At 64.3% G+C, this 23,615-nt stretch carries 22 protein-coding genes; 15 read left to right on the plus strand and 7 right to left on the minus strand.

Features of this window, described 5'->3' with window-relative positions:
- Nucleotides 1–20: 20 nt before the first annotated feature.
- Entirely contained in the window at nucleotides 21–938 is a 918-nt protein-coding gene (locus tag XH80_RS31165; RefSeq protein ID WP_057753159.1) for a LysR family transcriptional regulator, read from the minus strand.
- A 119-nt stretch (nucleotides 939–1,057) separates the two neighbouring features.
- Here XH80_RS31165 and XH80_RS31170 point away from each other — a divergent pair, with 119 nt between their 5' ends.
- The 6 genes from XH80_RS31170 (at nucleotide 1,058) to XH80_RS31195 (ending at nucleotide 6,635) form a co-directional block, all read left to right on the plus strand.
- Nucleotides 1,058–1,873 (plus strand): putative hydro-lyase, encoded by an 816-nt coding sequence (locus XH80_RS31170; protein WP_271601892.1) that lies wholly within the window; start codon nucleotides 1,058–1,060, stop codon nucleotides 1,871–1,873.
- Between the two features lie 85 nt (nucleotides 1,874–1,958).
- On the plus strand, nucleotides 1,959–3,203 hold the full coding sequence (locus tag XH80_RS31175; protein WP_271601893.1) for an ABC transporter substrate-binding protein: 1,245 nt from the start codon (nucleotides 1,959–1,961) through the stop codon (nucleotides 3,201–3,203).
- Between the two features lie 154 nt (nucleotides 3,204–3,357).
- Nucleotides 3,358–4,236, plus strand: coding sequence for a branched-chain amino acid ABC transporter permease (locus tag XH80_RS31180; protein WP_057753786.1), 879 nt, complete (start codon nucleotides 3,358–3,360; stop codon nucleotides 4,234–4,236).
- Complete coding sequence (locus XH80_RS31185) at nucleotides 4,236–5,219, plus strand: branched-chain amino acid ABC transporter permease (protein WP_271601894.1); 984 nt, start codon at nucleotides 4,236–4,238, stop codon at nucleotides 5,217–5,219. Before XH80_RS31180 ends, XH80_RS31185 begins: the two co-directional genes overlap by 1 nt.
- The gene (locus XH80_RS31190; RefSeq protein ID WP_271601895.1) at nucleotides 5,216–5,947 is read left to right on the plus strand and encodes an ABC transporter ATP-binding protein; all 732 of its coding nucleotides are present in this window, start codon (nucleotides 5,216–5,218) and stop codon (nucleotides 5,945–5,947) included. Before XH80_RS31185 ends, XH80_RS31190 begins: the two co-directional genes overlap by 4 nt.
- Nucleotides 5,931–6,635 (plus strand): ABC transporter ATP-binding protein, encoded by a 705-nt coding sequence (locus tag XH80_RS31195; protein ID WP_271601896.1) that lies wholly within the window; start codon nucleotides 5,931–5,933, stop codon nucleotides 6,633–6,635. The genes XH80_RS31190 and XH80_RS31195 overlap by 17 nt, the downstream gene beginning before the upstream one ends.
- A gap of 310 nt (nucleotides 6,636–6,945) precedes the next feature.
- Here XH80_RS31195 and otnC read toward each other — a convergent pair whose 3' ends face one another.
- The gene (gene otnC, locus XH80_RS31200) at nucleotides 6,946–7,632 is read right to left on the minus strand and encodes a 3-oxo-tetronate 4-phosphate decarboxylase (protein WP_271601897.1); all 687 of its coding nucleotides are present in this window, start codon (nucleotides 7,630–7,632) and stop codon (nucleotides 6,946–6,948) included.
- Nucleotides 7,633–7,748: 116 nt separating this feature from the next.
- Here otnC and ltnD point away from each other — a divergent pair, with 116 nt between their 5' ends.
- The 4 genes from ltnD (at nucleotide 7,749) to XH80_RS31220 (ending at nucleotide 12,580) form a co-directional block, all read left to right on the plus strand.
- Nucleotides 7,749–8,666: an L-threonate dehydrogenase gene (ltnD, locus tag XH80_RS31205; protein ID WP_271601898.1), complete on the plus strand. Its 918-nt coding sequence runs from the start codon at nucleotides 7,749–7,751 to the stop codon at nucleotides 8,664–8,666.
- 11 nt (nucleotides 8,667–8,677) lie between these two features.
- Nucleotides 8,678–9,460 (plus strand): 2-oxo-tetronate isomerase, encoded by a 783-nt coding sequence (gene otnI, locus XH80_RS31210; RefSeq protein WP_271601899.1) that lies wholly within the window; start codon nucleotides 8,678–8,680, stop codon nucleotides 9,458–9,460.
- Nucleotides 9,457–10,734: a 3-oxo-tetronate kinase gene (gene otnK / locus XH80_RS31215; protein WP_271601900.1), complete on the plus strand. Its 1,278-nt coding sequence runs from the start codon at nucleotides 9,457–9,459 to the stop codon at nucleotides 10,732–10,734. Before otnI ends, otnK begins: the two co-directional genes overlap by 4 nt.
- Nucleotides 10,735–10,888: 154 nt before the next feature.
- The gene (locus tag XH80_RS31220; protein WP_271601901.1) at nucleotides 10,889–12,580 is read left to right on the plus strand and encodes a methyl-accepting chemotaxis protein; all 1,692 of its coding nucleotides are present in this window, start codon (nucleotides 10,889–10,891) and stop codon (nucleotides 12,578–12,580) included.
- 150 nt (nucleotides 12,581–12,730) lie between these two features.
- Here the strand turns inward: XH80_RS31220 and XH80_RS31225 are convergent, their stop codons facing one another.
- Nucleotides 12,731–14,245, minus strand: a complete 1,515-nt coding sequence (locus tag XH80_RS31225) for an acetyl-CoA acetyltransferase (RefSeq protein WP_271601902.1) — start codon at nucleotides 14,243–14,245, stop codon at nucleotides 12,731–12,733.
- Between the two features lie 188 nt (nucleotides 14,246–14,433).
- Nucleotides 14,434–15,567: a nitronate monooxygenase gene (locus tag XH80_RS31230; RefSeq protein ID WP_271601903.1), complete on the minus strand. Its 1,134-nt coding sequence runs from the start codon at nucleotides 15,565–15,567 to the stop codon at nucleotides 14,434–14,436.
- A 314-nt stretch (nucleotides 15,568–15,881) separates the two neighbouring features.
- Between XH80_RS31230 and yghU the strand changes: the two genes are divergently transcribed.
- Nucleotides 15,882–16,754 (plus strand): glutathione-dependent disulfide-bond oxidoreductase, encoded by an 873-nt coding sequence (gene yghU, locus XH80_RS31235; protein WP_271601904.1) that lies wholly within the window; start codon nucleotides 15,882–15,884, stop codon nucleotides 16,752–16,754.
- Between the two features lie 135 nt (nucleotides 16,755–16,889).
- Here yghU and XH80_RS31240 read toward each other — a convergent pair whose 3' ends face one another.
- On the minus strand, nucleotides 16,890–18,167 hold the full coding sequence (locus XH80_RS31240; protein WP_057753141.1) for an acyl-CoA dehydrogenase family protein: 1,278 nt from the start codon (nucleotides 18,165–18,167) through the stop codon (nucleotides 16,890–16,892).
- 297 nt (nucleotides 18,168–18,464) lie between these two features.
- Nucleotides 18,465–18,845 (minus strand): VOC family protein, encoded by a 381-nt coding sequence (locus XH80_RS31245; protein WP_271601905.1) that lies wholly within the window; start codon nucleotides 18,843–18,845, stop codon nucleotides 18,465–18,467.
- A 200-nt stretch (nucleotides 18,846–19,045) separates the two neighbouring features.
- On the opposite strand from XH80_RS31245, the gene XH80_RS31250 reads away from it, so the two are divergent.
- Genes XH80_RS31250 through XH80_RS31260 form a run of 3 tightly spaced genes read left to right on the plus strand, consistent with a single transcriptional unit; the run spans nucleotide 19,046 to nucleotide 21,211 of the window.
- Entirely contained in the window at nucleotides 19,046–19,834 is a 789-nt protein-coding gene (locus XH80_RS31250) for an enoyl-CoA hydratase/isomerase (RefSeq protein ID WP_271601906.1), read from the plus strand.
- Between the two features lie 10 nt (nucleotides 19,835–19,844).
- Complete coding sequence (locus tag XH80_RS31255) at nucleotides 19,845–20,831, plus strand: phosphotransferase family protein (protein WP_271601907.1); 987 nt, start codon at nucleotides 19,845–19,847, stop codon at nucleotides 20,829–20,831.
- Between the two features lie 2 nt (nucleotides 20,832–20,833).
- A complete protein-coding gene (locus XH80_RS31260) occupies nucleotides 20,834–21,211 on the plus strand; it encodes a DUF6285 domain-containing protein (RefSeq protein WP_271601908.1) in 378 nt (125 codons plus the stop codon).
- Between the two features lie 133 nt (nucleotides 21,212–21,344).
- On the opposite strand, the gene XH80_RS31265 is transcribed toward XH80_RS31260, so the two are convergent.
- Complete coding sequence (locus tag XH80_RS31265) at nucleotides 21,345–22,124, minus strand: enoyl-CoA hydratase-related protein (RefSeq protein WP_271601909.1); 780 nt, start codon at nucleotides 22,122–22,124, stop codon at nucleotides 21,345–21,347.
- A gap of 213 nt (nucleotides 22,125–22,337) precedes the next feature.
- On the opposite strand from XH80_RS31265, the gene XH80_RS31270 reads away from it, so the two are divergent.
- On the plus strand, nucleotides 22,338–23,612 hold the full coding sequence (locus tag XH80_RS31270; RefSeq protein ID WP_271601910.1) for an acyl-CoA dehydrogenase family protein: 1,275 nt from the start codon (nucleotides 22,338–22,340) through the stop codon (nucleotides 23,610–23,612).
- Nucleotides 23,613–23,615 lie beyond the last annotated feature (3 nt).

Raw genomic sequence — 23,615 nt, forward strand, 5'->3', positions numbered from 1 at the left:
AAGGTTGTCCGGCGCCTTTTTCAATGACGCGCCAGCGCGGGCGCGTCAACCGCGAGGCTGCTCTGCGCAATCTGACATGCAAGCTCGGCGACGCGCTGCACTGCGACGACGTCGGGGGAGGCGAGCCAGCTCGCCGTGAATGTCAGCGGTGCGATCTGAAGGTCGGTGTCGAGCAATTGCAGCCGGCCGTCGGCGAGCTCGTTCTCGACGATGGCGTCGGGGATCACGGCGATGCCGAGGCCTTCCACCGCCATGTGGATCACGGTGGCGAGCGAGGCGGAGGCGTGAAGACGGATCGGCGGCAAGTCGGGCCGGTCGAACACCTCGCGTACCACCTCGTAGGGCCTGGTCTTGCGCGGGAAGGTGATGATCGGAAACCGCGCGAGATCGGCGAGCGTGACAGGCCCGTGGCCAAGCCCGAGTGACGGGCTGGCGAGAAAGCCGATCGGATAGTCGGCGAGCATGCGGTTGTGCACGCCCGAGGCCGACAGCGGTCCGACCACGAAAGCCAGCTCGATCTCTTGCGCGAGCAATCGCGCGGTGAGGTTCGGCGTGATGTCGACCTCGATCTCCAGCGACAGGTTCGGATAGATCTCGTTGACGCTCTTTACCAGCCGCGGCAGCCAGGTGTGCACGATGGTCTCGGCGACACCGAGCCGCATCACGCCGCGCATGGCAGAGCGATCGCCGATCTCGGCCATCATCGCGGCGCGCAAGCCGATCAGCTTCTCGGCGTAGACCATCATCTGCCGGCCGCTCGGGGTCGGCGAGGCCACGCGATGATCGCGGTTCAGGAGCTTGACGCCCATCTCGCGTTCGAGCTGGGCGATGCGTTGGGAGATCGCCGGCTGGGTGGTATTGAGCCGCGCCGCGGCGCCGCGGAAGCTGCCGAGCTTCACAACCCAGAGGAAGGTTTCGATCGACCTGAAGTCCAGCATTGGAAGGATTTTCCCAATCGATAAATTTACTTTATCGATATCGATTAAAAAGGACGATTAGACTTTATAGTATGCTTGATGTTGGCTAGGCTTGTCGAGTTCATAGGCAGGTCGATGAAATGACTGTTTTGGTGGCAGTGCAGCAAACTGAAACGCCCGACACGCTCCCGAGCCGCCAGGCGCGGCTGGCCTATCGCGGCGGCCAGGTCGGATCCACCGCAGGGGTCGCCCCTGGCTTCGTCCAGGGCAATCTGGCGATCCTTCCCGCCGAATACGCCAGCGCCTTCCACCGCTTCTGCCAGCTCAATCCGAAACCGTGCCCGATCATCGGCATGTCTGATGTCGGCAGCCCCTACATCCCCGCGCTTGGCGCCGACCTCGACATCCGCACCGACGTGCCGCGCTACCGTGTCTGGCGTGACGGCGAGGTCGTGGACGAGCCTACCGATGTCACCAGCTATTGGCGCGACGATCTCGTGACCTTCGTACTCGGCTGCTCGTTCTCGTTCGAAGAGGCGTTGCTCGACGAGGGCATGCCGATCCGTCACATCGAAGAGAACGTGCGCGTTCCGATGTACCGCACCAACATCGCCTGTGGCGAAGCAGGGCCGTTCGCCGGCCCGATGGTGGTCTCGATGCGTCCGTTCAAGCCGGCCGATGCGATCCGCGCGGTGCAGATCACCTCGCGCTATCCGGCCGTGCACGGTGCCCCCGTGCATCTCGGCCATCCGCATTTGATCGGCATCAAGGATATCGCCAAGCCTGATTATGGTGATCCCGTACCTGTTGCCGATGACGAGATTCCGGTGTTCTGGGCCTGCGGCGTGACGCCGCAATCGGTGATCAACGCCGCCAAGCTACCTTTCGCAATCACGCATTCGCCCGGCTTGATGCTGGTGACGGATCTGAAGAACAGGAACATGGCCGTGATTTAGTAGGCAGCGTTTGCTGCTTCTTCGGGCTTTACGCAGTTTGCCAATCGTTTCATTCGATACGCGCGAATAACAGGGGACTTAGCCAATGACGATCACTCGCCGCGACGTTCTGCTCGGAGCCACCGCCGCTGCCGCACTGCTGCCGCTAGCCGCACGCGCGCAAACGTCCGAGGTGGTGATCGGCGCGACCTATCCCCTGTCGGGTGCCGGCGCCCAGGTCGGTGTCGATGCGCAGCGCGCATTCGAGACCGCAATCGACATCATCAACAACGATCAGGACTTCGTCCTTCCGCTGGCAAAGGGCGTCGGCTTGCCGGGTCTCGGTGGTGCCAAGATCCGCATGGTGTACGCCGACCACCAGGGCGACCCGCAAAAGGGACGCGCCGAAGCCGAGCGACTGATCACCCAGGAGAAGGTTTGCGCAGTGCTCGGCTCCTATCAGAGCGCGGTCGCGGTCACGGTCAGCCAGATCTGCGAGCGTTACCAGGTCCCGTTCCTGTCGGCGGACAATTCCTCGCCCAGCCTGCATCGCCGCGGGCTGAAGTACTATTTCCGCGCTTCGCCGCATGACGAGATGTTCTCGGCGGCGATGTTCGACTTCCTCGACTCGATGAAAAAGAAGGGCGTCAAGGCCGATACGCTGGCACTGTTCCACGAAGACACGATCTTCGGCACCGACTCCGCCAACGCCCAGACCAAGCTCGCAACCGAGCGTGGCTACAAGATCGTCGCCGACATCAAGTACCGCGCCAACTCGCCGTCGCTGTCGGCTGAAGTCCAGCAGCTCAAGGCCGCCAATGCCGACGTGTTGCTGCCCTCGAGCTACACCACGGACGGCATCCTGCTGGTCAAGACCATGGCCGAGCTCGGCTACAAGCCGAACGCGATCCTGGCCCAGGCGGCCGGCTTCTCCGAAAAGGCCCTTTACGATGCCGTCGGCGACAAGCTCGACGGCGCGATCACCCGCGGCAGCTTCTCGCTCGATCTCGCCGCCAAGCGGCCGATGGTCGGCAAGATCAACGATCTGTTCAAGGCGAAGTCGGGCAAGGATCTCAACGACAACACGTCGCGGCAATTCATGGCGATGATCGTGATTGCGGACGCCATCAACCGCGCCAAGTCGACTGACGGCGAGAAGATCCGCGATGCGATGGCTGCAACCGACATTCCGGGCGAGCAGACCATCATGCCTTGGAAGCGGGTCAAGTTCGATGACATGGGCCAGAACAACGACGCCGATCCGGTGCTGCTGCAATATATCGGCGGCAAGTTCGTTACCATCTTCCCGGCGCAGGCGGCGGTAGCCGAAGCTGTCTGGCCGATGAAGTGAGGAAAGAATCGGAAGCTCGCACGATAGCTTCCGATCCTGGTCATGGGGAGTAAGGCGGAGGGCCGCGTCGGCTAAGACGAGGGCACGCCCGTCCTTTGCGATGCGCGTTCGATGTCGCCCCTCGGGGTGAGGGCTTTTTCTGGGGGACAAGTTGCTGACAGTCGAAACCATTGTCCAAAGTCTCGCGAGCGGCCTGTTGATGGGCCTGCTCTACGGACTGATCGCCGTCGGCCTCGCGCTGATCTTCGGCCTGATGGACGTCACGAACTTCGCCCATGGCGAGTTCCTGATGATCGCGATGTACGCGTCCTTCTTCCTGTTCGCGTTTTTCGCCATCGATCCCTTGCTCTCGGCACCGCTGGTCGCGGCTGCGATGTTCGTGTTCGGCGCGGTGATCTACCTGTTGATCGTACGGTTCGCGATGCGGGCCAAGACCAATGCCGGCATGGTGCAGATCTTCACCACGTTCGGTCTCGCCATCGTCATGCGCGGACTGGCCCAGCTGTTCTTCACGCCGGACTATCGCAGCATTCCGCAGTCCTGGCTCGGCGGCAAAACCGTCTCGGTTGCGGGCATCTTCCTGCCGGAGCCCCAGCTGGTCGGTGCGCTGGTCTCGATCGCCGCCTTTGCCGGCCTCTACTTCTTCATCCATCGCACCGATTTCGGCCGCGCGCTGGAGGCTACGCGTGAAGATCCCGGTGCGGTCGCACTGGTCGGCATCGACAAGAACCGCGTCTTCGCATTCGGCTGGGGCCTTGGCGCTGCGCTGGTCGGTCTCGCCGGCGCGATCATGGCGGTGTTCTTCTATATCTACCCCGACGTGGGCGCGTCCTTTGCGCTGATTGCCTATGTCACGGTGGCGCTCGGTGGCTTCGGCAGTGTGTTCGGCGCCTTTGCCGGCGGTATCATTGTCGGCCTGGTTGAAGCGGTCACCGCCCTGATGCTGCCGCCGTCGCTGAAGTCGGTCGGCATCTATGCCGTGTACCTGCTCGTCGTCTTCATTCGGCCGCGTGGCCTGTTCGGGTCGATGTGATGGACAAGAATTTTGCCGCGCGGCGCCGCCGCGATCTCATCATTGCCGCGGTGCTGGCCGCGCTTGCCGCGCTCGCGCCGCTGTTCATCAAGAACGTCTATGTCCAGAACATCCTGGTCCTGACCTTGATGTATGCGGCGCTGTCGCAGAGCTGGAACATCCTCTCCGGCTATTGCGGACAGATCTCGCTGGGCCACGCGCTCTATTTCGGCATCGGCGCCTACACCACCGAGCTGCTGTTCACCAAGTTCGGCGTGTTGCCCTGGTTCGGCATGCTGGCGGGCGGCGGGATCGCGGCTGTTATCGCGATGGGGCTCGGCTATCCCTTCTTTCGCCTCCGCGGCCATTACTTCGTGATCGCGACCATCGTCATCGCCGAGATCGGGCTCCTGCTGTTCCAGAACTGGGAATGGGCGGGCGCTGCGATGGGGATCACCATTCCGGTACGCGGCGACAGCTGGCTGAAATTCCAGTTCATGCGCAGCAAGCTGCCGTATTTCTATTTCGCGCTGGCGCTGTGCTGCATCGCCTGGTTCGTCACCTGGTGGCTGGAGGACTCCAAATGGGGCTTCTGGTGGCGCGCGGTCAAGGACAATCCGGAAGCCGCCGAGAGCCTGGGCGTCGTCGTGTTCAATTCCAAGATGGGTGCGGCCGCGGTCTCCGCGTTCCTCGTTGCCGTCGGCGGCGCCTTCTACGCGCAGTTCCTCGCCTATATCGATCCTGAAAGCGTGATGGGCTTCCAGTTCTCGCTGCTGATGGCGCTGCCGGCTGTGCTCGGCGGCATCGGCACGCTCTGGGGGCCGGTGCTTGGCGCGGCCATCCTGATCCCGATGACGGAGCTGACGCGCTCCTATATCGGCGGCTCCGGCCGCGGCGTGGATCTCATCGTCTACGGCACGCTGATCGTCTTGATCTCGCTGGCGCTGCCGCAGGGGCTTGTGAGCCTGCTCTCTCGTTCGAAAGCGAAAGGAGCCACGCGATGACCGCGCTCCTTGAAACCCGCGGCGTCTGGCAACGGTTCGGCGGCCTCGTCGCCAACAGCGATGTCTCGATCTCGGTCGGTCGCGGCGAGATCGTCGGCCTGATCGGTCCCAACGGCGCCGGCAAGTCGACGTTGTTCAATCTCATCGCCGGCGTGCTGCCGCCGACGCAGGGCTCGATCTGGTTCGATGGCGAGGACGTCACCCATCTGCCGGCGGCCGAGCGCTGCCAGCGCGGGGTGGGGCGCACCTTCCAGGTGGTCAAGAGTTTTGAGACCATGACCGTGATCGACAACGTCATTGTCGGTGCGCTCGTCCGCAACACGGTGATGCGTGAGGCGCGCCGCAAGGCGCACCAGGTGCTGGAGTTCACCGGCCTTGCCGCGCGCGCCGACGTGCTCGCGAGCGATCTGGTGCCGGCCGAGAAGCGCCGTCTCGAAGTCGCCCGCGCGCTCGCGACCGAGCCAAAGCTGCTGCTGCTCGACGAGGTGCTCACCGGCCTGACGCCGACCGAGGCGCAGACCGGCGTGGCACTGGTGCGCAAGGTGCGCGATGCCGGCATCACGGTGTTGATGGTCGAGCATGTCATGGAGATCGTGATGCCGCTGGTCGATCGCGCCATCGTGCTCGACCTCGGCAAGGTCCTGGTCGAGGGCAAGCCTTCTGAGGTCGTGCGCGATCCCAAGGTGATCAAGGCATATCTGGGAGATCGTCATGCTGTCGGTGCATGAAATCACGACCGCCTATCAGGGCCTGGTCGCGATCTCCGCGGTCAGCATCGAGGTCAGCAAGGGCGAGATCGTCTGTGTCGCCGGGGCCAACGGGGCCGGCAAGTCGACGCTGCTCAAATCGATCGCCGGTGCCGAGCGTCCGCGCTCGGGCACCGTGACCTTCGACGGCAAGCTGCTCAACGGCATGGCGCAGCATCACATCACGGCCGCGGGCATCGCCTATGTCCCGGAAAACCGCCGCCTGTTCCCGCGTCTGTCCGTGCGCGACAATTTGCGCCTCGGCAGCTATCTCTATCGCGGCGAGGCCAACCGCGAAGAACCGCTCGATCTGGTCTTCAAGCTGTTTCCGCGTCTGTCCGAACGGCTCGAGCAGCGCGCCGAGACGCTCTCCGGCGGCGAGCAGCAGATGCTCGCCATCGGCCGCGCGCTGATGACGCGGCCGCGGCTGTTGATGCTGGATGAGCCCTCGCAGGGCATCATGCCCAAACTGGTCGACGAGATTTTTCAGGCGGTGAAGCTGATCCGGGATTCCGGCATGACCGTCCTGATCGTCGAGCAGCGCATGGCCGAATGCCTGGAGATCGCCGACCGCGCCTACATCCTGCAAACCGGCCGCGTGCTGATGCAGGGCCCGTCGGCGGAGATCAGGGGGAATCCAGACGTGCGGAAGGCGTATCTGGGGCTGTAGCCGCCAGGGCTGCCTCCACAACCTCAATCGTCATCCTGAGGTGCGCGCCCTTGCGCGCCTCGAAGGATGCGCCGCGCGCGCCTGTAGCCCATCCTTCGAGGCTTCACCTTGCGATGCAAGGGCATCGCAAGGCTCGCACCTCCAGCGACAACCGCTTCGCGGTTGCGCGGGGATGACGACGGTGGGTGTGGTGGGCGGCCATCGCCACATCCTCCGTCATTGCGAGCGCAGCGAAGCAATCCAGGGTCTCTCCGCAGAGGCATTCTGGATTGCTTCGCTGCGCTCGCAATGACGAGGAGAGAGCTGGGCTCTAATGCTCGTGCTCGTGCTCCGGCAAAGTCAACCCGAACACCTGCACCAGATCCTTCACCTGCTCCGGCGATAAATACCGCGGGTTCAACCCGCGCAGCAGCAGATACAGCTTCGCCGTTTCCTCCAGTTCCTCCGTCGCGAACACGGCCGCTTCCAGCGTGTCGCCGGCGACGACAGGGCCGTGATTGGCGAGCAATACGGATGAATATTTCCCGGCCAGCCCCTTGATCGCATCGGCCACCGCAGGATCGCCGGGGCGGTAATAGGGCACGAGCGCGGTGGCGCCGCATTTCATGAGGTAATAGGCCGTCATCGGCGGCAGCGCGGCGCGTGGATCGATCTCCGGCAGCATCGAGAGCGCGACCGAATGCGTGGAGTGCAGATGCACGATCGCCCGTGCGCTTCCGCGCGTGTCGTAGAGCGCGGTGTGCAGCGGAACTTCCTTGGTCGGCGCGTCGCCCGAAACCAGCCGGCCCTGCTCGTCCAGCCGCGACAGCTTTGCCGGATCGAGGAAGCCGAGCGAGGCATTGGTCGGCGTCACCAGCCAGCCGCCGCCATCCAGTCGGACACTGATATTGCCTGATGAGCCCGGCGTCAGCCCGCGCTCGAACAGGGACCGTCCGAACCGGCAGATATCCTCGCGTAGCCTTGTTTCAATGCTCGTTTCGGTTTTCATGGCCGTCATGCCTGCTTGTCTCACGCTTTGGCAGCGCGGCCAAGCCGTGTTATTCGAGATCACGAGCCGCCGCAAAGGCGGTCCTCCAGGAAACGTTCGCAAGGTCTAGTTGAAGGGTCAGTCGCATGTCCGCCTCCACGACACAAAATCAGCGCATCGCCGTCATCGGGCTCGGCTCGATGGGATATGGCATGGCGACCTCGCTGAAGCGGGCCGGCCACGCCGTGACCGGCTGCGACGTTTCAGCCGACGCGGTTTCGCGTTTCGTCAAGGACGGCGGTGCCGGCGCTTCAACGCCGGCCGAGGCGGCCAAGGGCGCCGACATCGTCGTCAGCGTCGTCGTCAATGCGGCGCAGACCGACACGATCCTGTTCGGCAAGGGCGGCGTCGCCGAAACCCTGCCAAAGGACAGCGTCTTCATTTCCTCCGCCACCATGGATCCTGACGTCGCGCGGCGTCTCGCCAGGCAATTGGAAGCGACCGGCCGGCACTATCTGGATGCGCCGATCTCCGGCGGCGCGCAGCGGGCGGCGCAAGGCGAGCTGACGATCCTCGCCTCCGGCAGTGCGGCCGCCTTCGCCAAAGCGCGCCCCGCGCTCGATGCCATGGCGGCCAAGCTCTACGAGCTCGGCGATGCCGCAGGCCAGGGCGCCGCGTTCAAGATGATCAACCAGCTGCTTGCCGGCGTCCACATCGCGGCTGCCTCGGAGGCGATGGCGTTTGCGGCCAAGCAAGGCCTCGACATCCGCAAGGTCTATGAGGTGATCACCGCATCCGCGGGCAATTCCTGGATGTTCGAGAACCGCATGCCGCACGTGCTCGACGGCGATTACACGCCGCGCAGTGCCGTCGAGATTTTCGTGAAGGATCTCGGCATCATCCAGGACATGGCGCGCAGCGCCAGATTCCCGGTGCCGGTCTCGGCCGCCGCGCTGCAGATGTTCCTGATGACCTCAGCCGCAGGCATGGGCCGCGACGACGACGCTTCGGTGGCGCGCATGTATGCGCAGGTCACCGGCGTCAAGCTTCCCGGCGACAAGTAAGAGGATCTGCAATGCCCCGTTTCGCCGCCAACCTTTCGATGATGTTCACCGAGGTGCCGTTCCTCGATCGCTTTGATGCGGCCGCGCAGGCCGGATTCACCGCCGTTGAATTTCTCTTTCCTTATGAGCATCCGGTGGAAGCGGTGGCCGAGCGGCTCAAGCGCAACGGCCTGACGCAGGCGCTGTTCAATTTGCCGCCGGGCGACTGGAACGCGGGTGAGAAAGGTTTTGCAGCGCTTCCCTCGCGCTTCAATGATCTCAAGGCGAGCCTGGAGACGGCGCTGCCCTACGCCAGGGCCACCGGCGTGAAGCGGCTGCATTTGATGGCGGGCATCGCCAACCGCGGCGAACGCCTCGCGATCGAGGCCTTCTACAAATCGGTCGCATGGGCCGCCGAGTTCTTCGCAGCCCACGGCATCGACATCGTGCTCGAGCCGATCAATCCGCGCAACGTGCCCGGCTACTTCCTCAACGATTTCGGCTTCGCGCGCGATTTGATCCAGGAGCTGCGATTGCCCAACTTGAAGCTCCAGTTCGACATCTATCACTGCCAGATCATCCATGGCGACGTGACCATGCGCCTGCGCGAGATGATGCCGATCATCGGCCATATCCAGGTCGCCAGCATTCCCTCGCGCAACGAGCCCGATGGCGAGGAGCTGAACTATCCATTCCTGTTCGAAGAGCTCGACCGGCTCGGCTATGCCGGCTTCGTCGGCTGCGAATACAATCCGCGCGGCAAGACCACTGATGGTCTCGCCTGGTTCAAGCCCTATGCGGGAGTGAAATCGTGACACTTGCGCTGGGTTGCATCGCCGACGACTACACCGGCGCCTCCGATCTCGCCAACACGCTGACGCGCGCGGGCCTGCGCACCGTGCAGACCATCGGCGTGCCCGCGGATGATCTTGATCTGCCCGAGGTCGACGCCGTCGTGGTGTCGCTGAAGAGCCGCTCGATCGAGGCGGGGCTCGCGGTGTCGCGCTCGCGGGCGGCCGAGACATGGCTGCGCAGCCGCGGCGCGAGCCATGTGCTGTTCAAGATCTGCTCGACCTTCGACTCCACGGATGCCGGAAATATCGGCCCGGTCATGGATGCGCTGCGTGCCGATTGCGGCGAGGCCGTCGTGCTGGTGACGCCGGCCTTTCCCGAGACCGGCCGCACCGTCTATCAGGGCAATCTGTTCGTCGGCGCCGTGCCGCTGAACGAGAGCCCGCTGAAGGACCACCCGCTCAACCCGATGCGCGATTCCAACCTGGTGCGCGTGCTGGCGCGCCAGAGCAAGACGCAGGTCGGGCTCGTCGATCTCGCGACCCTCTCGCGCGGGGCGGAGGCCGTGCGCAGCCGGCTTGCCGAATTCTCGGGCAAGGGCATTGGAGCCGCGATCATCGACGCCGTGTTCGACCGAGACCTCGAGACCATCGGCCTTGTCGCCGCAGAGCATCGGCTCTCGGTCGGCGCCTCCGGCATCGGCCTCGGGCTCGCCCGCGCGCTGGTGTCGACCGGCAAGGTCAAGTCGGCCGCGGCCAGCAGCGAGCAGGGGGCCGCCGTCGGCGGACAGGTGGCGTGCCTCGCCGGAAGCTGCTCGCAAGCCACCTTGCAGCAGATCGCCAACGCCGAACGCGTCATGCCGGTACTGCATCTCGACACCGACCGTATTCTTACGGGGACAAATGAAGCGCAGCGCGCGCTGGACTGGGCGAGGGAACGACTGGCCCAGGGGCCGGTGCTGATTGCATCGAGCGCGACGCCGGCCGACGTCGCTGCCCTTCAGGCGCGCCACGGCCGCGACGCCGCCGGACACGCGATCGAGCAGACGATGGCCGACATCGCGGAAAATCTCGTGAAATCAGGCGTGCGGCGACTGATCGTCGCGGGCGGTGAGACGTCCGGGGCCGTCGTCGACCGATTGAGGATTCCCGGGTTTCTCGTCGGAGTGGAGATCGCGGCGGGCGTCCCGGTGCTGCGCGCTGTTGGCGCTGCCGCAGGTGAGATGCTGCTTGCACTGAAATCAGGCAATTTCGGCGGGCCGGAGTTTTTCTCGGATGCGATGAGGCTCATGCGCTGAGCGCAGGGCATTCTTAGCGCGCTGTTCATCTCTTTCGGGTTCCTTATCGGCGCGGAGTCGTCGCATTTGGTCTTCGGCCAGATGTCGGCGCAGCTCCCTTTGGTTGATCCTTAAGACACCCGGACGCGCCCGCGCCAGCACAAGAGACCTGATTATGCTCGCCACCATCTCCATCCGCGCCAAGATCATCAGTGTCGTGGCGTTCCTGCTGGCCGCAATGGCCGGCATGGGCCTGCTCGCCGTCATGAAGATGCGGTCGATGAATGCCAATACCGTCGACATCACCACGAGCTGGATGCCGAGCGTGCGGGTGCTTGGCGAGATGCGGGCCGCGGTCATCACCTATCGCAACGTCGTTCGCGAGCACATGCTGTCCGAGACGCTGGACGATAAGCTGGCGCAGGAAAAGACTGCGGCGGTCGTGACCGAGGCGCTGGGTAAATCCCGAAAGGCCTACGAGGCGATGATCACCTCGCCGGAAGAGCGGGCGCTCTATACGGAGTGGTCGAAGCTGTGGAGCGAATACCAGAAGGGCGCCGAAGACGTCATGGAATTGTCGCGCAACGAGTTTGGCAAGGTCCCGCACGCGGCGCATGAGTTGAATGCCAAGACCGTCAACAAGATCGGTCTGAAGTCTGACGAAGTCCTGGCGAAGGATATCGAGCTCAACACCAAGGGTGGTGATCAGGCGGCAAAGGATGCCGCCGACAGCTACTCCTTCGCGTTCATGCTGCTCGCGGTCATCCTCGGTGCTGCCATGATCGCCGGCATCGGCGTCGGCTTCTACCTCGTCCAGGACGTCTCCAGCGGCATCGACTCGATCACACGGCCGATGCAGGCGCTCGGCCGCGGCGATCTCTCCGCCGAAGTCCCGCACCGGGGCGAGAAGACCGAGATCGGCGCCATGGCCGACGTGCTTCAGGTCTTCAAGGAGGCCCTGATCGCCAAGAAGGCCGCCGACGAGGCAGCAGCCGCCGATGCCGAAGCCAAGATCGAGCGCGGCCGCCGTGTCGACAACATCACCCGCGAGTTCGAGACCATGATCGGCGAGATCGTCCAGACCGTGTCGTCGGCCTCGAGCCAGCTGGAGGCCTCCGCCTCGACGCTGACCTCGACCGCCGACCGCTCGCAGCGGATGGCGACCACGGTTGCCGCTGCGTCGGAAGAAGCCTCCACCAACGTGCAGTCGGTGGCTTCCGCGACCGAAGAGATGGCCTCCTCGGTCGGCGAGATCAGCCGGCAGGTGCAGGAATCTGCGCGGATGGCGGGCGACGCCGTCGGCCAGGCCCGCGCCACCACCGAGCGGGTCAGCGAGCTCTCCAAGGCTGCCTCGCGTATCGGCGATGTCGTCGAGCTGATCAACACCATTGCCGGCCAGACCAACCTGCTGGCGCTGAACGCCACCATCGAGGCGGCGCGCGCCGGTGAAGCCGGCCGCGGCTTCGCGGTGGTTGCCTCCGAGGTGAAGGCGCTCGCCGAGCAGACCGCGAAAGCGACCGGCGAGATCGGCCAGCAGATCTCCGGCATCCAGGCGGCGACCAGCGACTCGGTCGGCGCCATCAAGGAGATCTCCTCGACCATCGAGCGTCTCTCGGAAATCTCCTCGGCCATCGCGGCCGCGGTGGAAGAGCAGGGCGCCGCGACCCAGGAAATCGCCCGCAACGTGCAGCAGGCGGCACAGGGCACCCAGCAAGTCTCCTCCAACATCACCGACGTGCAGCGCGGTGCGACCGAGACCGGCACGGCCTCTTCGCAGGTGCTCTCGGCGGCGCAGATGCTGTCCAACGATTCGAGCCGGCTGAAGAACGAGGTCAGCAAATTCCTGACCAACGTTCGCGCGGCGTGAGCTAAATTGCATCCAACTCGCCCGCGATCTCGGCAGGGAGATCGAGCTCGCGGTCTCGTAGGGTGGGCAAAGGCGCTCTTGCGCCGTGCCCACGTCTTTTCATCAAATGGCCAAGACGTTGGCACGCTTCGCTTTGCCCACCCTACGAGATCAAGCCACCCGCCACTCCGGCACGCCGTCGGCGGCCATCGTGATGTCGCCGAGCGAGCCGACCGGCGTGCGGTCCATGTTCAGCAGATGCCCTAGCGTGCCCTCGTCGCTCGCCGGAATCCGCGCCAGCGTGCGCCGGTCATCTTCCGTCCGCAGCATCACCACGCCGTGCTCGACATCTCCGCCGCGGCCATAGAGCACCGTAAAGCTCTCGACCTTGCCCTTGCCTGAGGCCTCCGTGACGAACTGCGGCACCGCGCCCTTGTTGCGATCGGCCTCGCGTTGCACGCTCGTCTCTTGCGCCAGCGCCTCGCGCGGCGCAATCTTCGACACGACCAGCGCGTGATGCTTGGTAACAAAACCGCCCTGGCCGTAGAGCAGGCCGAGCTTGTCGCCACCGCGTATCCGGCGCACCATGGCGCAGGCCGCATGCGTCATGTAGGTGTTGAGCGGCGCACCGAAGAAGGTGAGGCCGCCGGTCACGGTCGGCTGTACGTCGGCGGAAAGGCCGAGCGTTCGCCGCGCCATCTTCGGCACGCACGGAAAGCAGCTATAGAGCTCGATCGCGTCGAACTTCTTGCCGTCGCCGCCCGCGAGATCCATCGCGGCCTTCAGCACGGCGTTCTGCGGATGGCTCTCATAAAACTGGTCGCGCAGCAGATAGTCGCGCGGCTCCTCGGCCGAAGCGCCGCCAAGCGGATAGACCAGCTTGTCTTCGGCGATCCCGGCCGCGCGCGCCTTGGCAAGGCTGGTGAGTAACAGCGCACCGCCCATGTTGACGCTGGGGTTGGCGACCATGAGCTTGTTGTAAGGCCAGGCGATCAGCCGGTTGTCCGCCGTCGGCGTCGTGATCTCGTCAGGCGTATAGCGCCGCTTCAGCCAGGCATTTGGATTCTGCGCGGCGGCTTCCGAATAGCGCGACCACAGTGTGCCGGATTCCGCCATCGCCTGGTGCGGTGTCTGGCCCCAATGCGCGGAGGAGGCGGCCTCGTAGAACGGATAGACCGTGACGGGGCGGAATACGCCGAGCTTCACCGCCAAGGGCTTCTGGAACGCTGCGCCGCGCTTGGGCTCTTCGACGTCATGGGCGAACGGTGTCCATGGCAGCTTGACACCGGCGCGATCGGCTTTCGTCGCGGTCGATTGCGCCTCGGCGCCGCAGACGGCAGCTACCGTGCACTCACCGCGCGCGATGCGCTTTGCCGCCTCGTGGATGTAGCGGATCGGGCTCTCGCCGCCGACCGGGCCGTAATAGCAATGCGTCGGTGTGATGCCGAGCCGTTGCGCCAGCAGCTTCTCCGGATCGCGATAGCGCCAGCTCAGGAAGTTGACGACGTCGAGCGACTGCACCTCACCGATCAGCCTTGCGCCGGCGTCGGCTTCTGCGCGCTGCAAGGCCCGTTCGAGCAGGTCGAGCGGTTCGAGGCCGTCGGTGATCTCTTTGGGGCGGTCGACGATCTCGCCGATGCCGACGATGACGGGGATGCGGTGATCGGGGATGGGGAAACTGGTCATTTCTTCTTGCTTTACGTTTCAGGTCTTGGGCACGCCGTCGCCCTTCGAGGGCCGCTGAAGAAGCGGCCACCTCAGGGTGACGGCTACGGAGGAAGCGTCATCCTGAGGTGCGAGGCCGGCGGCGCAACGCGCCGGCGGGCGAGCCTCGAAGGATGGGCTGCGGGGCGTTGCTCTGGCCACGTACACCGTCACTCCGCCACCAGCGCATTCATGTGCTCGATGGCTTCGGCAAACTCTTCCTTGAACTCCTGCACCACGGCGCCGGCCGATTTCACGCTGTCGATCAATCCGACGCCCTGGCCGACGAAATAGCTGACGAGATCGCGCGCCTTGGCGTTGCCGGCGGCAGCTGCCCGGTCGATCGAATCGAAGGCGTCGCGGCTGACGATGCTTTGCAGCGGCATCGGCAGCGCGCCCGGGCTTTCGGGGGCGCGGTCCCAGGCATCGGTCCAGACCGAGCGAAGCTGCCGCGCCGGCTTGCCGGTGCGGCCCTTGGAGCGGACCGCATCGCGTGATGATGCCGCGATCATCTTCTCGCGAAAGATCTCGCTGGTCTCGGATTCAACTGTCGCCAGCCACACCGAGCCGGTCCAGGCGCCGGCTGCGCCCATCGCCATGCAGGCCGCCATCTGCCGTCCCGTCATGATGCCGCCGGCGGCCAGCACCGGTACGTCACGAACCTTTTTGATCGCCTTGATCACTTCAGGCACCAGAACCATGGTTGAGACCTCGCCGCAATGGCCGCCGGCCTCGGTGCCCTGCACCACGAGAATGTCGACGCCGGCCGCGACCTGGCGCAGCGCGTGCTCCTTGGCGCCGACCAGGGCCGCAACCGGCACGTTGTGCTTCCTGCCCATCTCGATCATGGCCTTGGGCGGCACGCCGAGCGCGTTGGCGATCAGCCGGATCGGATGATTGAACGAGACTTTCAGCAGCTCCAGCGCGGTCTCGGCATCGAAGGGTTGCGGCTGGTTGTCGTCCACCTCTGTCGTCGTCAGCTCGATGTCGTACTTCTTCAAGAGGTCGCGCGTGTAGGCGCGGTGCTCCTGCGGCACGCGCGCTTCCAGGCTCTTCCAGGTGACGTGCTTTTCGCCTGATGTAGAGATGTTTTCCGGGATCAGGACGTCGATGCCGTAGGGCTTGCCATCGACGTGATCGTCGATCCATTTCAGCTCACGTTCGAGCGTATCGGGCGTGTGGACGGTGGCGCCCAGCACGCCGAAACCGCCGGCGCGGCTGACGGCGGCAACGACGTCGCGGCAATGGCTGAAGGCGAGCAGCGGGAACTCGATGCCCAGCATGTCGCAGATCGGCGATTTCATGGTCCTCTCCCCCGGCGGCCTTGGTGGTGCTCTTCTTGTTTGGCTTGGCGGGCCGTTCGACGCCAGGCCTTCCTTGCCAATGATGCCACGCCGGATTCGGGCGAGCATCTTGCGCGCAGGCGTTGCGTCGCGGACGAACCATTCGGCTCCGGAAGATGTCGTCGAGTGGGCCAGATCAGCAGTGGCGCAGGCTGGGCCGGCCGGACTGCATGACGATGGCCTGAGGCCCGCGCCGGACGCAGAGCCGGCGGGGCTTGCGATCGGCTATTCGCGGGCTAATTAATGCAGGCGCATCTTTCCGCCGGAGCAATCGCATGACCGATACCCCTTACGTGCCGCCCAAGGTCTGGACCTGGAACAAGGAGAATGGCGGTCAGTTCGCCAGCATCAACCGGCCGATCGCCGGCCCCACCCACGACAAGGAACTGCCGGTCGGCAAGCATCCGCTCCAGCTCTATTCGCTGGCGACGCCGAACGGGGTGAAGGTGACGGTGATGCTGGAGGAGCTTCTGGCGCTCGGCCACAAGGGGGCTGAATACGATGCGTGGCTGATCAGAATAGGCAATGGCGATCAGTTCGGCAGTGGCTTCGTCGACATCAACCCGAACTCGAAAATCCCGGCGCTGATGGACCGCTCCGGCCCCGAGCCGATCCGCGTGTTCGAATCCGGCTCCATCCTGTTCTACCTCGCCGAGAAGTTCGGCGCCTTCCTGCCCAAGGACACCAAAACCCGCACCGAGGCGATGTCATGGCTGTTCTGGCAGATGGGCAGCGCGCCGTATCTCGGCGGCGGCTTTGGCCATTTCTACGCCTACGCACCGTTCAAGATCGAGTACGCCATCGATCGCTTTGCGATGGAGGTCAAGCGCCAGCTCGACGTGCTCGACCGGCGTCTGGCCGACAACGAATATCTCGCAGGCAAGGAGTATACGATCGCCGACATGGCGGTGTGGCCGTGGTACGGCGCGCTCGCCAAGGGGCTGGTCTACGGCGCCGGCGAGTTCCTGTCCGTGCAGGACTACAAGAACGTGCAGCGCTGGACCGATGAGATCGCGAAGCGCCCCGCGGTGAAGCGGGGCCGCATGGTCAACCGTGTCTCCGGCGATCCCGCCAGCCAGCTCCACGAGCGCCACGACGCATCCGATTTCGAGACCAAGACGCAGGACAAGCTCGCGCCGGCGACGTAGCTCGAACTGCGTAGGGTGGGCAAAGCGAAAGCGTGCCCACCACTCTTTGTGACGCCCGAGATGGTGGGCACGGCGCGCGAAGAGCGCGCCTCTGCCCACCCTATGGCTCTTCCCGAGCGGGAAGAGGAGAGACCTCTACGCCATGCTCAGCTCGTGGCGGCCGACCACCATCCAGTGCACCTCGTCTGGACCGTCCGCAAAGCGCAAATGACGGACGTCCTGGTACATCTCGGCCAGCGGGGTCCAGTGCGAGATGCCGGTGGCGCCGTGCATCTGGATCGCCTGGTCGATGATCTTGCAGGCGCGCTCGGGCACCATCGCCTTGACCATGGAGACCCAGACGCGGGCCTCCTTGTTGCCGAGCACGTCCATCGCCTTCGCCGCCTTCAGCACCATCAGCCGCATCGCCTCGATCTCGCAGCGCGCCTGCGCGATGATCTGCATGTTGCCGCCGAGATGGGCGATCTTCTTGCCGAAAGCCTCGCGGGTGAGGCCACGCTGCACCATCAGGTCCAGCGCCTTCTCGGCCTTGCCGATGGTCCGCATGCAGTGATGGATGCGGCCCGGCCCGAGGCGCAGCTGTGAGATCTCGAAGCCGCGACCCTCGCCGAGCAGCATGTTCTCCTTCGGCACGCGCACATTGTTGAAGCGCATATGCATGTGGCCGCGCGGCGCATGGTCCTGGCCGAACACGTACATGGGCCCGAGCACCTCGACGCCCGGCGTATCGCGCGGCACCAGGATCTGCGACTGCTGCTTGCTCGGCGCTGCGTCCGGATTGGTCTTCACCATCACGATGAGGATCTTGCAGCGGGGGTCGCCGAGGCCGGAGATGTAATACTTCTCGCCGTTGATGACCCATTCGTCGCCGACGAGTTTGGCCGTGGTCGAGATGTTCTTGGCGTCGGAGGAGGCGACGTTCGGCTCGGTCATGACATAGGCCGAACGGATCTCGCCGTTGAGCAGCGGCTTCAGCCACTTCTCCTTCTGCTCCTTGGTGCCGACGCGCTCCAGCACCTCCATGTTGCCGGTGTCGGGCGCCGAGCAGTTCATGGTCTCGGATGCAAGCGGGCTCTTGCCGAGCTCGGCGGCGATATAGGCGTAATCGAGATTCTTCAGGCCCTGGCCGGTCTCGTCATCAGGCAGGAAGAAATTCCAGAGGCCTTCCTTCTTGGCCTTGTTCTTGGCGACCTCAAGCACCTCGAGCTGCTTCGGCGTAAAGCTCCAGCGGTCCTCCTTGCCTTCGCCTGCCTTGGCGAACTCGATCGACATCGGCTCGACCGTCTCGCGGATGAACTTCTTGACGTGATCGTAGAGCGGCCGGACCTGGTCCGACATGCGCAGGTCATTGAGCTCATCGCCCGGATTGAGCGTGTAGTTGGTGGTGCGGGGAATATAGGCGTGTTTTGTCATTGTTCCTCCCGGGGGCGCTGATCGTGTTGGCCGGGAGAATAGTCGCAGCGTCCCGAAAGTGCGAGCGCGTATTTTTTCGCGCGAGCCATGCCATGCGATGGAATTTTCGCGAGACGTTTGAAATGTTGTTTGAATGGTGCGGACGGAGGCGGCAGGCACGCGCCTCACTCTCCGCTGTCATCGCCCGGCGAAGACCGGGCGATCCAGTATTCCAGAGGCCGCAATGATAGAACCGAGAAGTCGCGGCGTACTGGATGCCCCGCCTTCGCGGGGCATGACAGTGGTGGTTGCTGCAGCTCAGCTCGGCATCCGATGCATCGCGCAGATCTTGTTGCCATCGAGATCGCGTAAGTAAGCGAGATAGAGCTTGTTTCCCGCGCCCTCGCGGATGCCGGGCGGGTTTTCGATCGGCGTTCCGCCGGCGGCGACGCCGGCAGCGTGCCATCTGTCGACCTGCTCGGGCGAGTTGGCGGCAAAGCCGATGGTGCCGCCATTGGCGCAGGTCGCCGGCTCGCCGTTGATCGGCTTAGTCACCGAGAACACGCCGGTCCTGGTGAAGTAGAAGATGCGGTGACCATCGACCTTGGCCGGACGCACGTCGAGCGTGCCGAGCAGCGCGTCGTAGAACGCCTTGGCCTTGTCGAGATCGTTGGTGCCGATCATGACGTGTGAAAACATTTGCCCGTTCCCCCGGATTTTGTGGCGCGTTTCCTGTTTTTGGCAAGACGTCTTGGTATGTCGCGCATCAGCCCCTGCGCGCAAGATTGCTTGTTATGCCATGATCACCATGGACAAGACCGCGCCAAAAATCAAATATGCGCCCCGGCAAAACCAAATTCCGGCCTGCGAAACATCGCGCCGCAACTGACGAGGAAACCATGCAGTTCAAACACGTCACGCTCGAATTCGATGGTGCGGTCGCGATCCTCAAGCTCGACCATCAGGAGGTGATGAACGCGGTCTCCGTGGACATGCTGGGCGGCCTCTCCGATGCGCTCGACGCGATCGAGGAGAAAAAGGACGAGGTGCGCTGCGTCGTTCTGACCGGCGCGGGCCGCGCGTTCTGCACCGGTGCAAATCTTCAAGGCCGCAACGACCAGTCGAAGAAGACCAAGGCCGGCTTGACGCTGGAGACCGGCTTCCATCCGTTCCTGCGCCGCATCCGCAACCTGCATTGCCCGATCGTGACCGCCGTCAACGGCCCCGCCGCCGGCGCCGGCATGAGCTTCGCGCTGCTCGGCGACATGATCTTGTGCGCGCGTTCCTCTTACTTCCTGCAAGCGTTCCGCCGCATCGGCCTCGTGCCGGATTGCGGCTCGACCTGGCTGTTGCCGCGGCTGATCGGCAAGGCGCGTTCGGTCGAGCTGTCGCTGATGGGCGAACGGCTGCCGGCCGAGAAGGCGCTGGAATGGGGCCTCGTCAACCGCGTCTATGATGACGGCGTGCTGATGGAGGAGGCGATGAAGCTCGCGCGCGACCTCGCCAGTGGCCCGACGGTCGCTCTGTCGCTGATCCGCAAGCTCTATTGGGATAGCCCGGAAAATTCCTTCGAAGAGCAGCTCAATCTCGAATTCCAGTGTCAGCTCCGTGCCGGCGATACCCAGGATTTCCGCGAGGGTGTCGGGGCCTTCCTCGAGAAGCGGCCGGCCAAATTCAACGGCAAATGATCAAAGGCAAATGATCGAGGCGGAGCTTTCCCGCAGCGTCCAGCGCTGGTGTCCGGGCGCAACCGGCGCTACCTCCGCGGCAAAGCTGTCGGGCGGCGCCAGCCAGGAGACCTGGCGCTTCGACATCACCCATCCCAACGGCCCGATCGGCGCGATCCTGCGCCGTTCGCCGAAGGGCTATGGTGCTGCGCCAACGCGCGCGGCGGGGCTTGCGGCGGAAGCGCAGCTGATGCAGCTGGCCTTCGAGGCCGGCGTGCCGTCGCCGCGCGTGATGCATGTGCTGACGCCGGATGACGATCTCGGCACCGGTTTCATCATGCGGCGGGTCGAGGGCGAGACCATTGCCCGCAAGATTCTCCGCGATGATGAATTCGCGGCGGCGCGTCCCATCCTGGCGCGGCAGATCGGCGGTGTGCTCGCGGGCTTGCATCGGCTTCCGCTGGAGAAATTGCCCGGCTTGCGGAGCCGTAGCGCGACGCAGGAGATCTCGGAGTTCGATCGCGACTATCGCAGCCTGAACTGGCCAAAGCCGGTGTTCGAGCTTGCGCTGAGGTGGCTACGCGACCACGATCCGGGCCCGTCGACTGAAACGACGCTGGTCCATGGCGATTTCCGCAACGGCAATCTCATTATCGGGGCCGACGGTGTCCGGGCGGTGCTGGACTGGGAGCTCGCCCATCTCGGCGATCCCATGGAAGATCTTGGCTGGGTCTGTGTGAACTCATGGCGCTTTGGCGAGATCGACAAGCCTGTCGGCGGCTTTGGCTCGCGCGAGGAGCTGTTCGCCGGTTATGAAGCTGCCGGCCGCAAGGTCGATGCAGCGCGCGTCAGGTTCTGGGAAGTGATGGGGACGCTGCGTTGGGGCATCATGTGCGGCGGCATGATGCAGCGGTTCCGCGAGGGGCCGGATCATTCCATGGAGCGCGCCATGATCGGCCGCCGCGCCTCGGAGACTGAGATCGATCTGTTGCGGCTGCTCGCGCCGCGGGGAGATTAGGCATGCAGGACGAACCGACGCCGATCGAGCTGACCAAGGCGGTCGCCGATTTCCTCCGCAACGACATCACGCCGCTGATATCAGGCCATCAGGCTTTCAAGCTGCGCGTTGCGATCAACATCCTCGATCTCGTCACGCGACAGCTGACGCGGGAGGCGGGGAGTGACGCCAAGGAGGTCGAGCGGCTGCGCGCGCTGCTTGGTATTGACGGCTCGGTGACGGAGCTTAATCGCGAGCTCGCGGAGCGTATCGCGAAGGGCGAGGTTGATCTCGCGACGCCGGGGCTGGCGGAGCATCTCTGGGCGACAACGATGGACAAGCTCGCGGTCGATCAGCCGAATTACGCATCCTACAAGCGAGAGCTGTCGCGAGGCGGATAGGCCGCGCCACTCTCTCCGCCGTCATTCCGGGGCGTCGCGTAGCGACGAGCCCGGAATCCATTCGTCCACCGTCACTGACGTACAATGGATTCCGGGCTCGCGCCCAAGCGGGCGCGCCCGGAATGACAGAGGCCTATTTCCCCACCCATTTCGGCGGCCGTTTTTCGGAAAACGCCTTCGGCCCCTCGATATAATCCTGCGAGGCTACCATCGCCTTCACCGCTGGATAGTCCCGCTGCTCCTCGATCGCCTGCTCGAGCGACACGGCGAGGCCCTTCCGGATGGTCTGCTTCGAGGCGCGGATCGACATCGGCGAGTTCTTCGTGATCATTTCCGCCCAGCGCAGCGCGCCGGCGAGCGCCTCGCCCTGCGGCACCACCTCGTTGACGAAGCCGAGCTCATGACCTTCCCTGGCGCTGACATGACGCGCGGTGAGGATCATGCCCATGGCGCGCTTCAGGCCGATCTGACGCGGCAGCCGGTGCAGGCCGCCGGCGAGTGCGGCAAGGCCCACGCGCGGCTCGGGCAGGGCGAAGGTCGCATTCTCCGAGGCAATGATGAGATCGCAGGCCAGCGCGATCTCGAAACCGCCGCCCATGGCGACGCCGTTCACCGCGGCGATGATCGGCTTGTCGCAGTCGAAACGCGAGGTGAGGCCGGCAAAGCCGCCCTTGTCCCAGCCGCGCTTGCCGCCGGCCGCCTGCCATTTCAGATCGTTGCCGGCGCAGAATGCCTTGTCGCCGGCGCCGGTGACGACGGCCACCCATTGCTCGGGGTCCGCGGCGAAATCGTCGAACACCTTGTTGAGCTCGAAATGCGCGTCGATGTGCAGCGCGTTGTAGACCTCGGGCCGCGACAGCGTGACGATCGTGATCGGCCCCTTGCGCTCCACCTTTGAAAATTTCAGCTCCATCGCGCGCTCCCGCATTTTCTCGTGAAGGAATAATGGAATTATACTATCGCGCCACAGCGCGAGAGCGCCATCGAATTGCGCGGGTGCGCCCTGCGCGCCTCACACGCGTCGGCTTGCTTGACTTGCGCGCGCTCTTCTCACCTTAATCGTGCGAAGCAAAAGCGCGCCTAGCGCCTTAACGCAAAACGATAAAATCGATCCGGGAGAGAACCTGTGGATTTCTCACTGCCTGCCGATCTCGTCGCCTATCTCGGAGAGCTCGATCGCTTCATTGAGCGCGAAATCAAGCCGTTGGAACAGGTCGACGACAACATCCGCTTTTTCGATCATCGCCGCGAATGGGCGCGCACCGATTTCGAGAATGGCGGCCTGCCACGGCATGAATGGGAAGCGTTGCTGCGCAAGGCGAAAGACCTTGCGGATGCGGCTGGCCATCTGCGCTTTCCGGTGCCCAAGCAATATGGCGGCAAGGACGGCTCCAACCTCTGGATGGCGGTGATCCGCGAGCATTTTGCCGCGAAGGGCCTTGGCCTCCACAATGACCTCCAGAACGAGCACTCCATCGTCGGCAACTTTCCCGTCGTCACCATGCTCGACCGCTACGGCCGCGACGACCAGAAGGCGATGATCGACGGCTCGATCAAGGGCAAGTACCGCATCACCTTTGGCCTGACCGAGCCGCATCACGGCTCGGACGCCACGCATATGGAGACGCGTGCGGTGCCTGCGGTCAGAGACAACGTCAAGGGCTGGATCATCAACGGCGAGAAGATGTGGACGACGGGCATGCATGTCGCCACGCATTGCGCGCTGTTCGCGCGCACGTCAGGCAATGACGGCGACGCGCGCGGCATCACCTGCTTCCTGGTGCCGGCCAAGAGCCACGGCGTGAAGGTCGAGGAATATATGTGGACCTTCAACATGCCGACCGACCATCCCCGTGTCAGCTTTACGGACGTGTTCGTGCCTGAAGATGCACTGTTCGGCGAGGTCGGCCGCGGGCTGTCGCTGGCGCAATGCTTTGTCCATCAAAACCGCATCCGCCAGGCCGCGAGCTCGCTGGGCGCTGCCGTCTACTGCATTAACGAGAGCGTCAGATACGCCCGTGAGCGAAAGCCGTTCGGCAAGCCGCTTGCCGAGAACCAGGCGATCCAGTTTCCGCTGGTTGAGCTTGCGACCCAAGCCGAGATGCTGCGCCTGTTGATCCGCAAGACCGCCTGGGAGATGGACCAGCTCACCGAGGAGCAGATCGAGCGCACGCTCTCCGACCGTGTCTCGATGTGCAACTATATTGCAAACCGTCTTTGTTGTGAGTCGGCCGACCGCGCCATGCAGGTCCACGGCGGCATGGGCTATTCACGCCACAAGCCGTTCGAGCACATTTATCGGCATCACCGGCGTTACCGCATCACCGAGGGCAGTGAGGAGATCCAGATGCGCAAAGTGGCGGGTTTCCTGTTCGGCTATATGGGTCCGGGGAAGCATTGAGGC

The organism is Bradyrhizobium sp. CCBAU 45384 (genome assembly GCF_028128665.1).
In the GTDB taxonomy this organism is placed as follows: domain Bacteria; phylum Pseudomonadota; class Alphaproteobacteria; order Rhizobiales; family Xanthobacteraceae; genus Bradyrhizobium; species Bradyrhizobium manausense.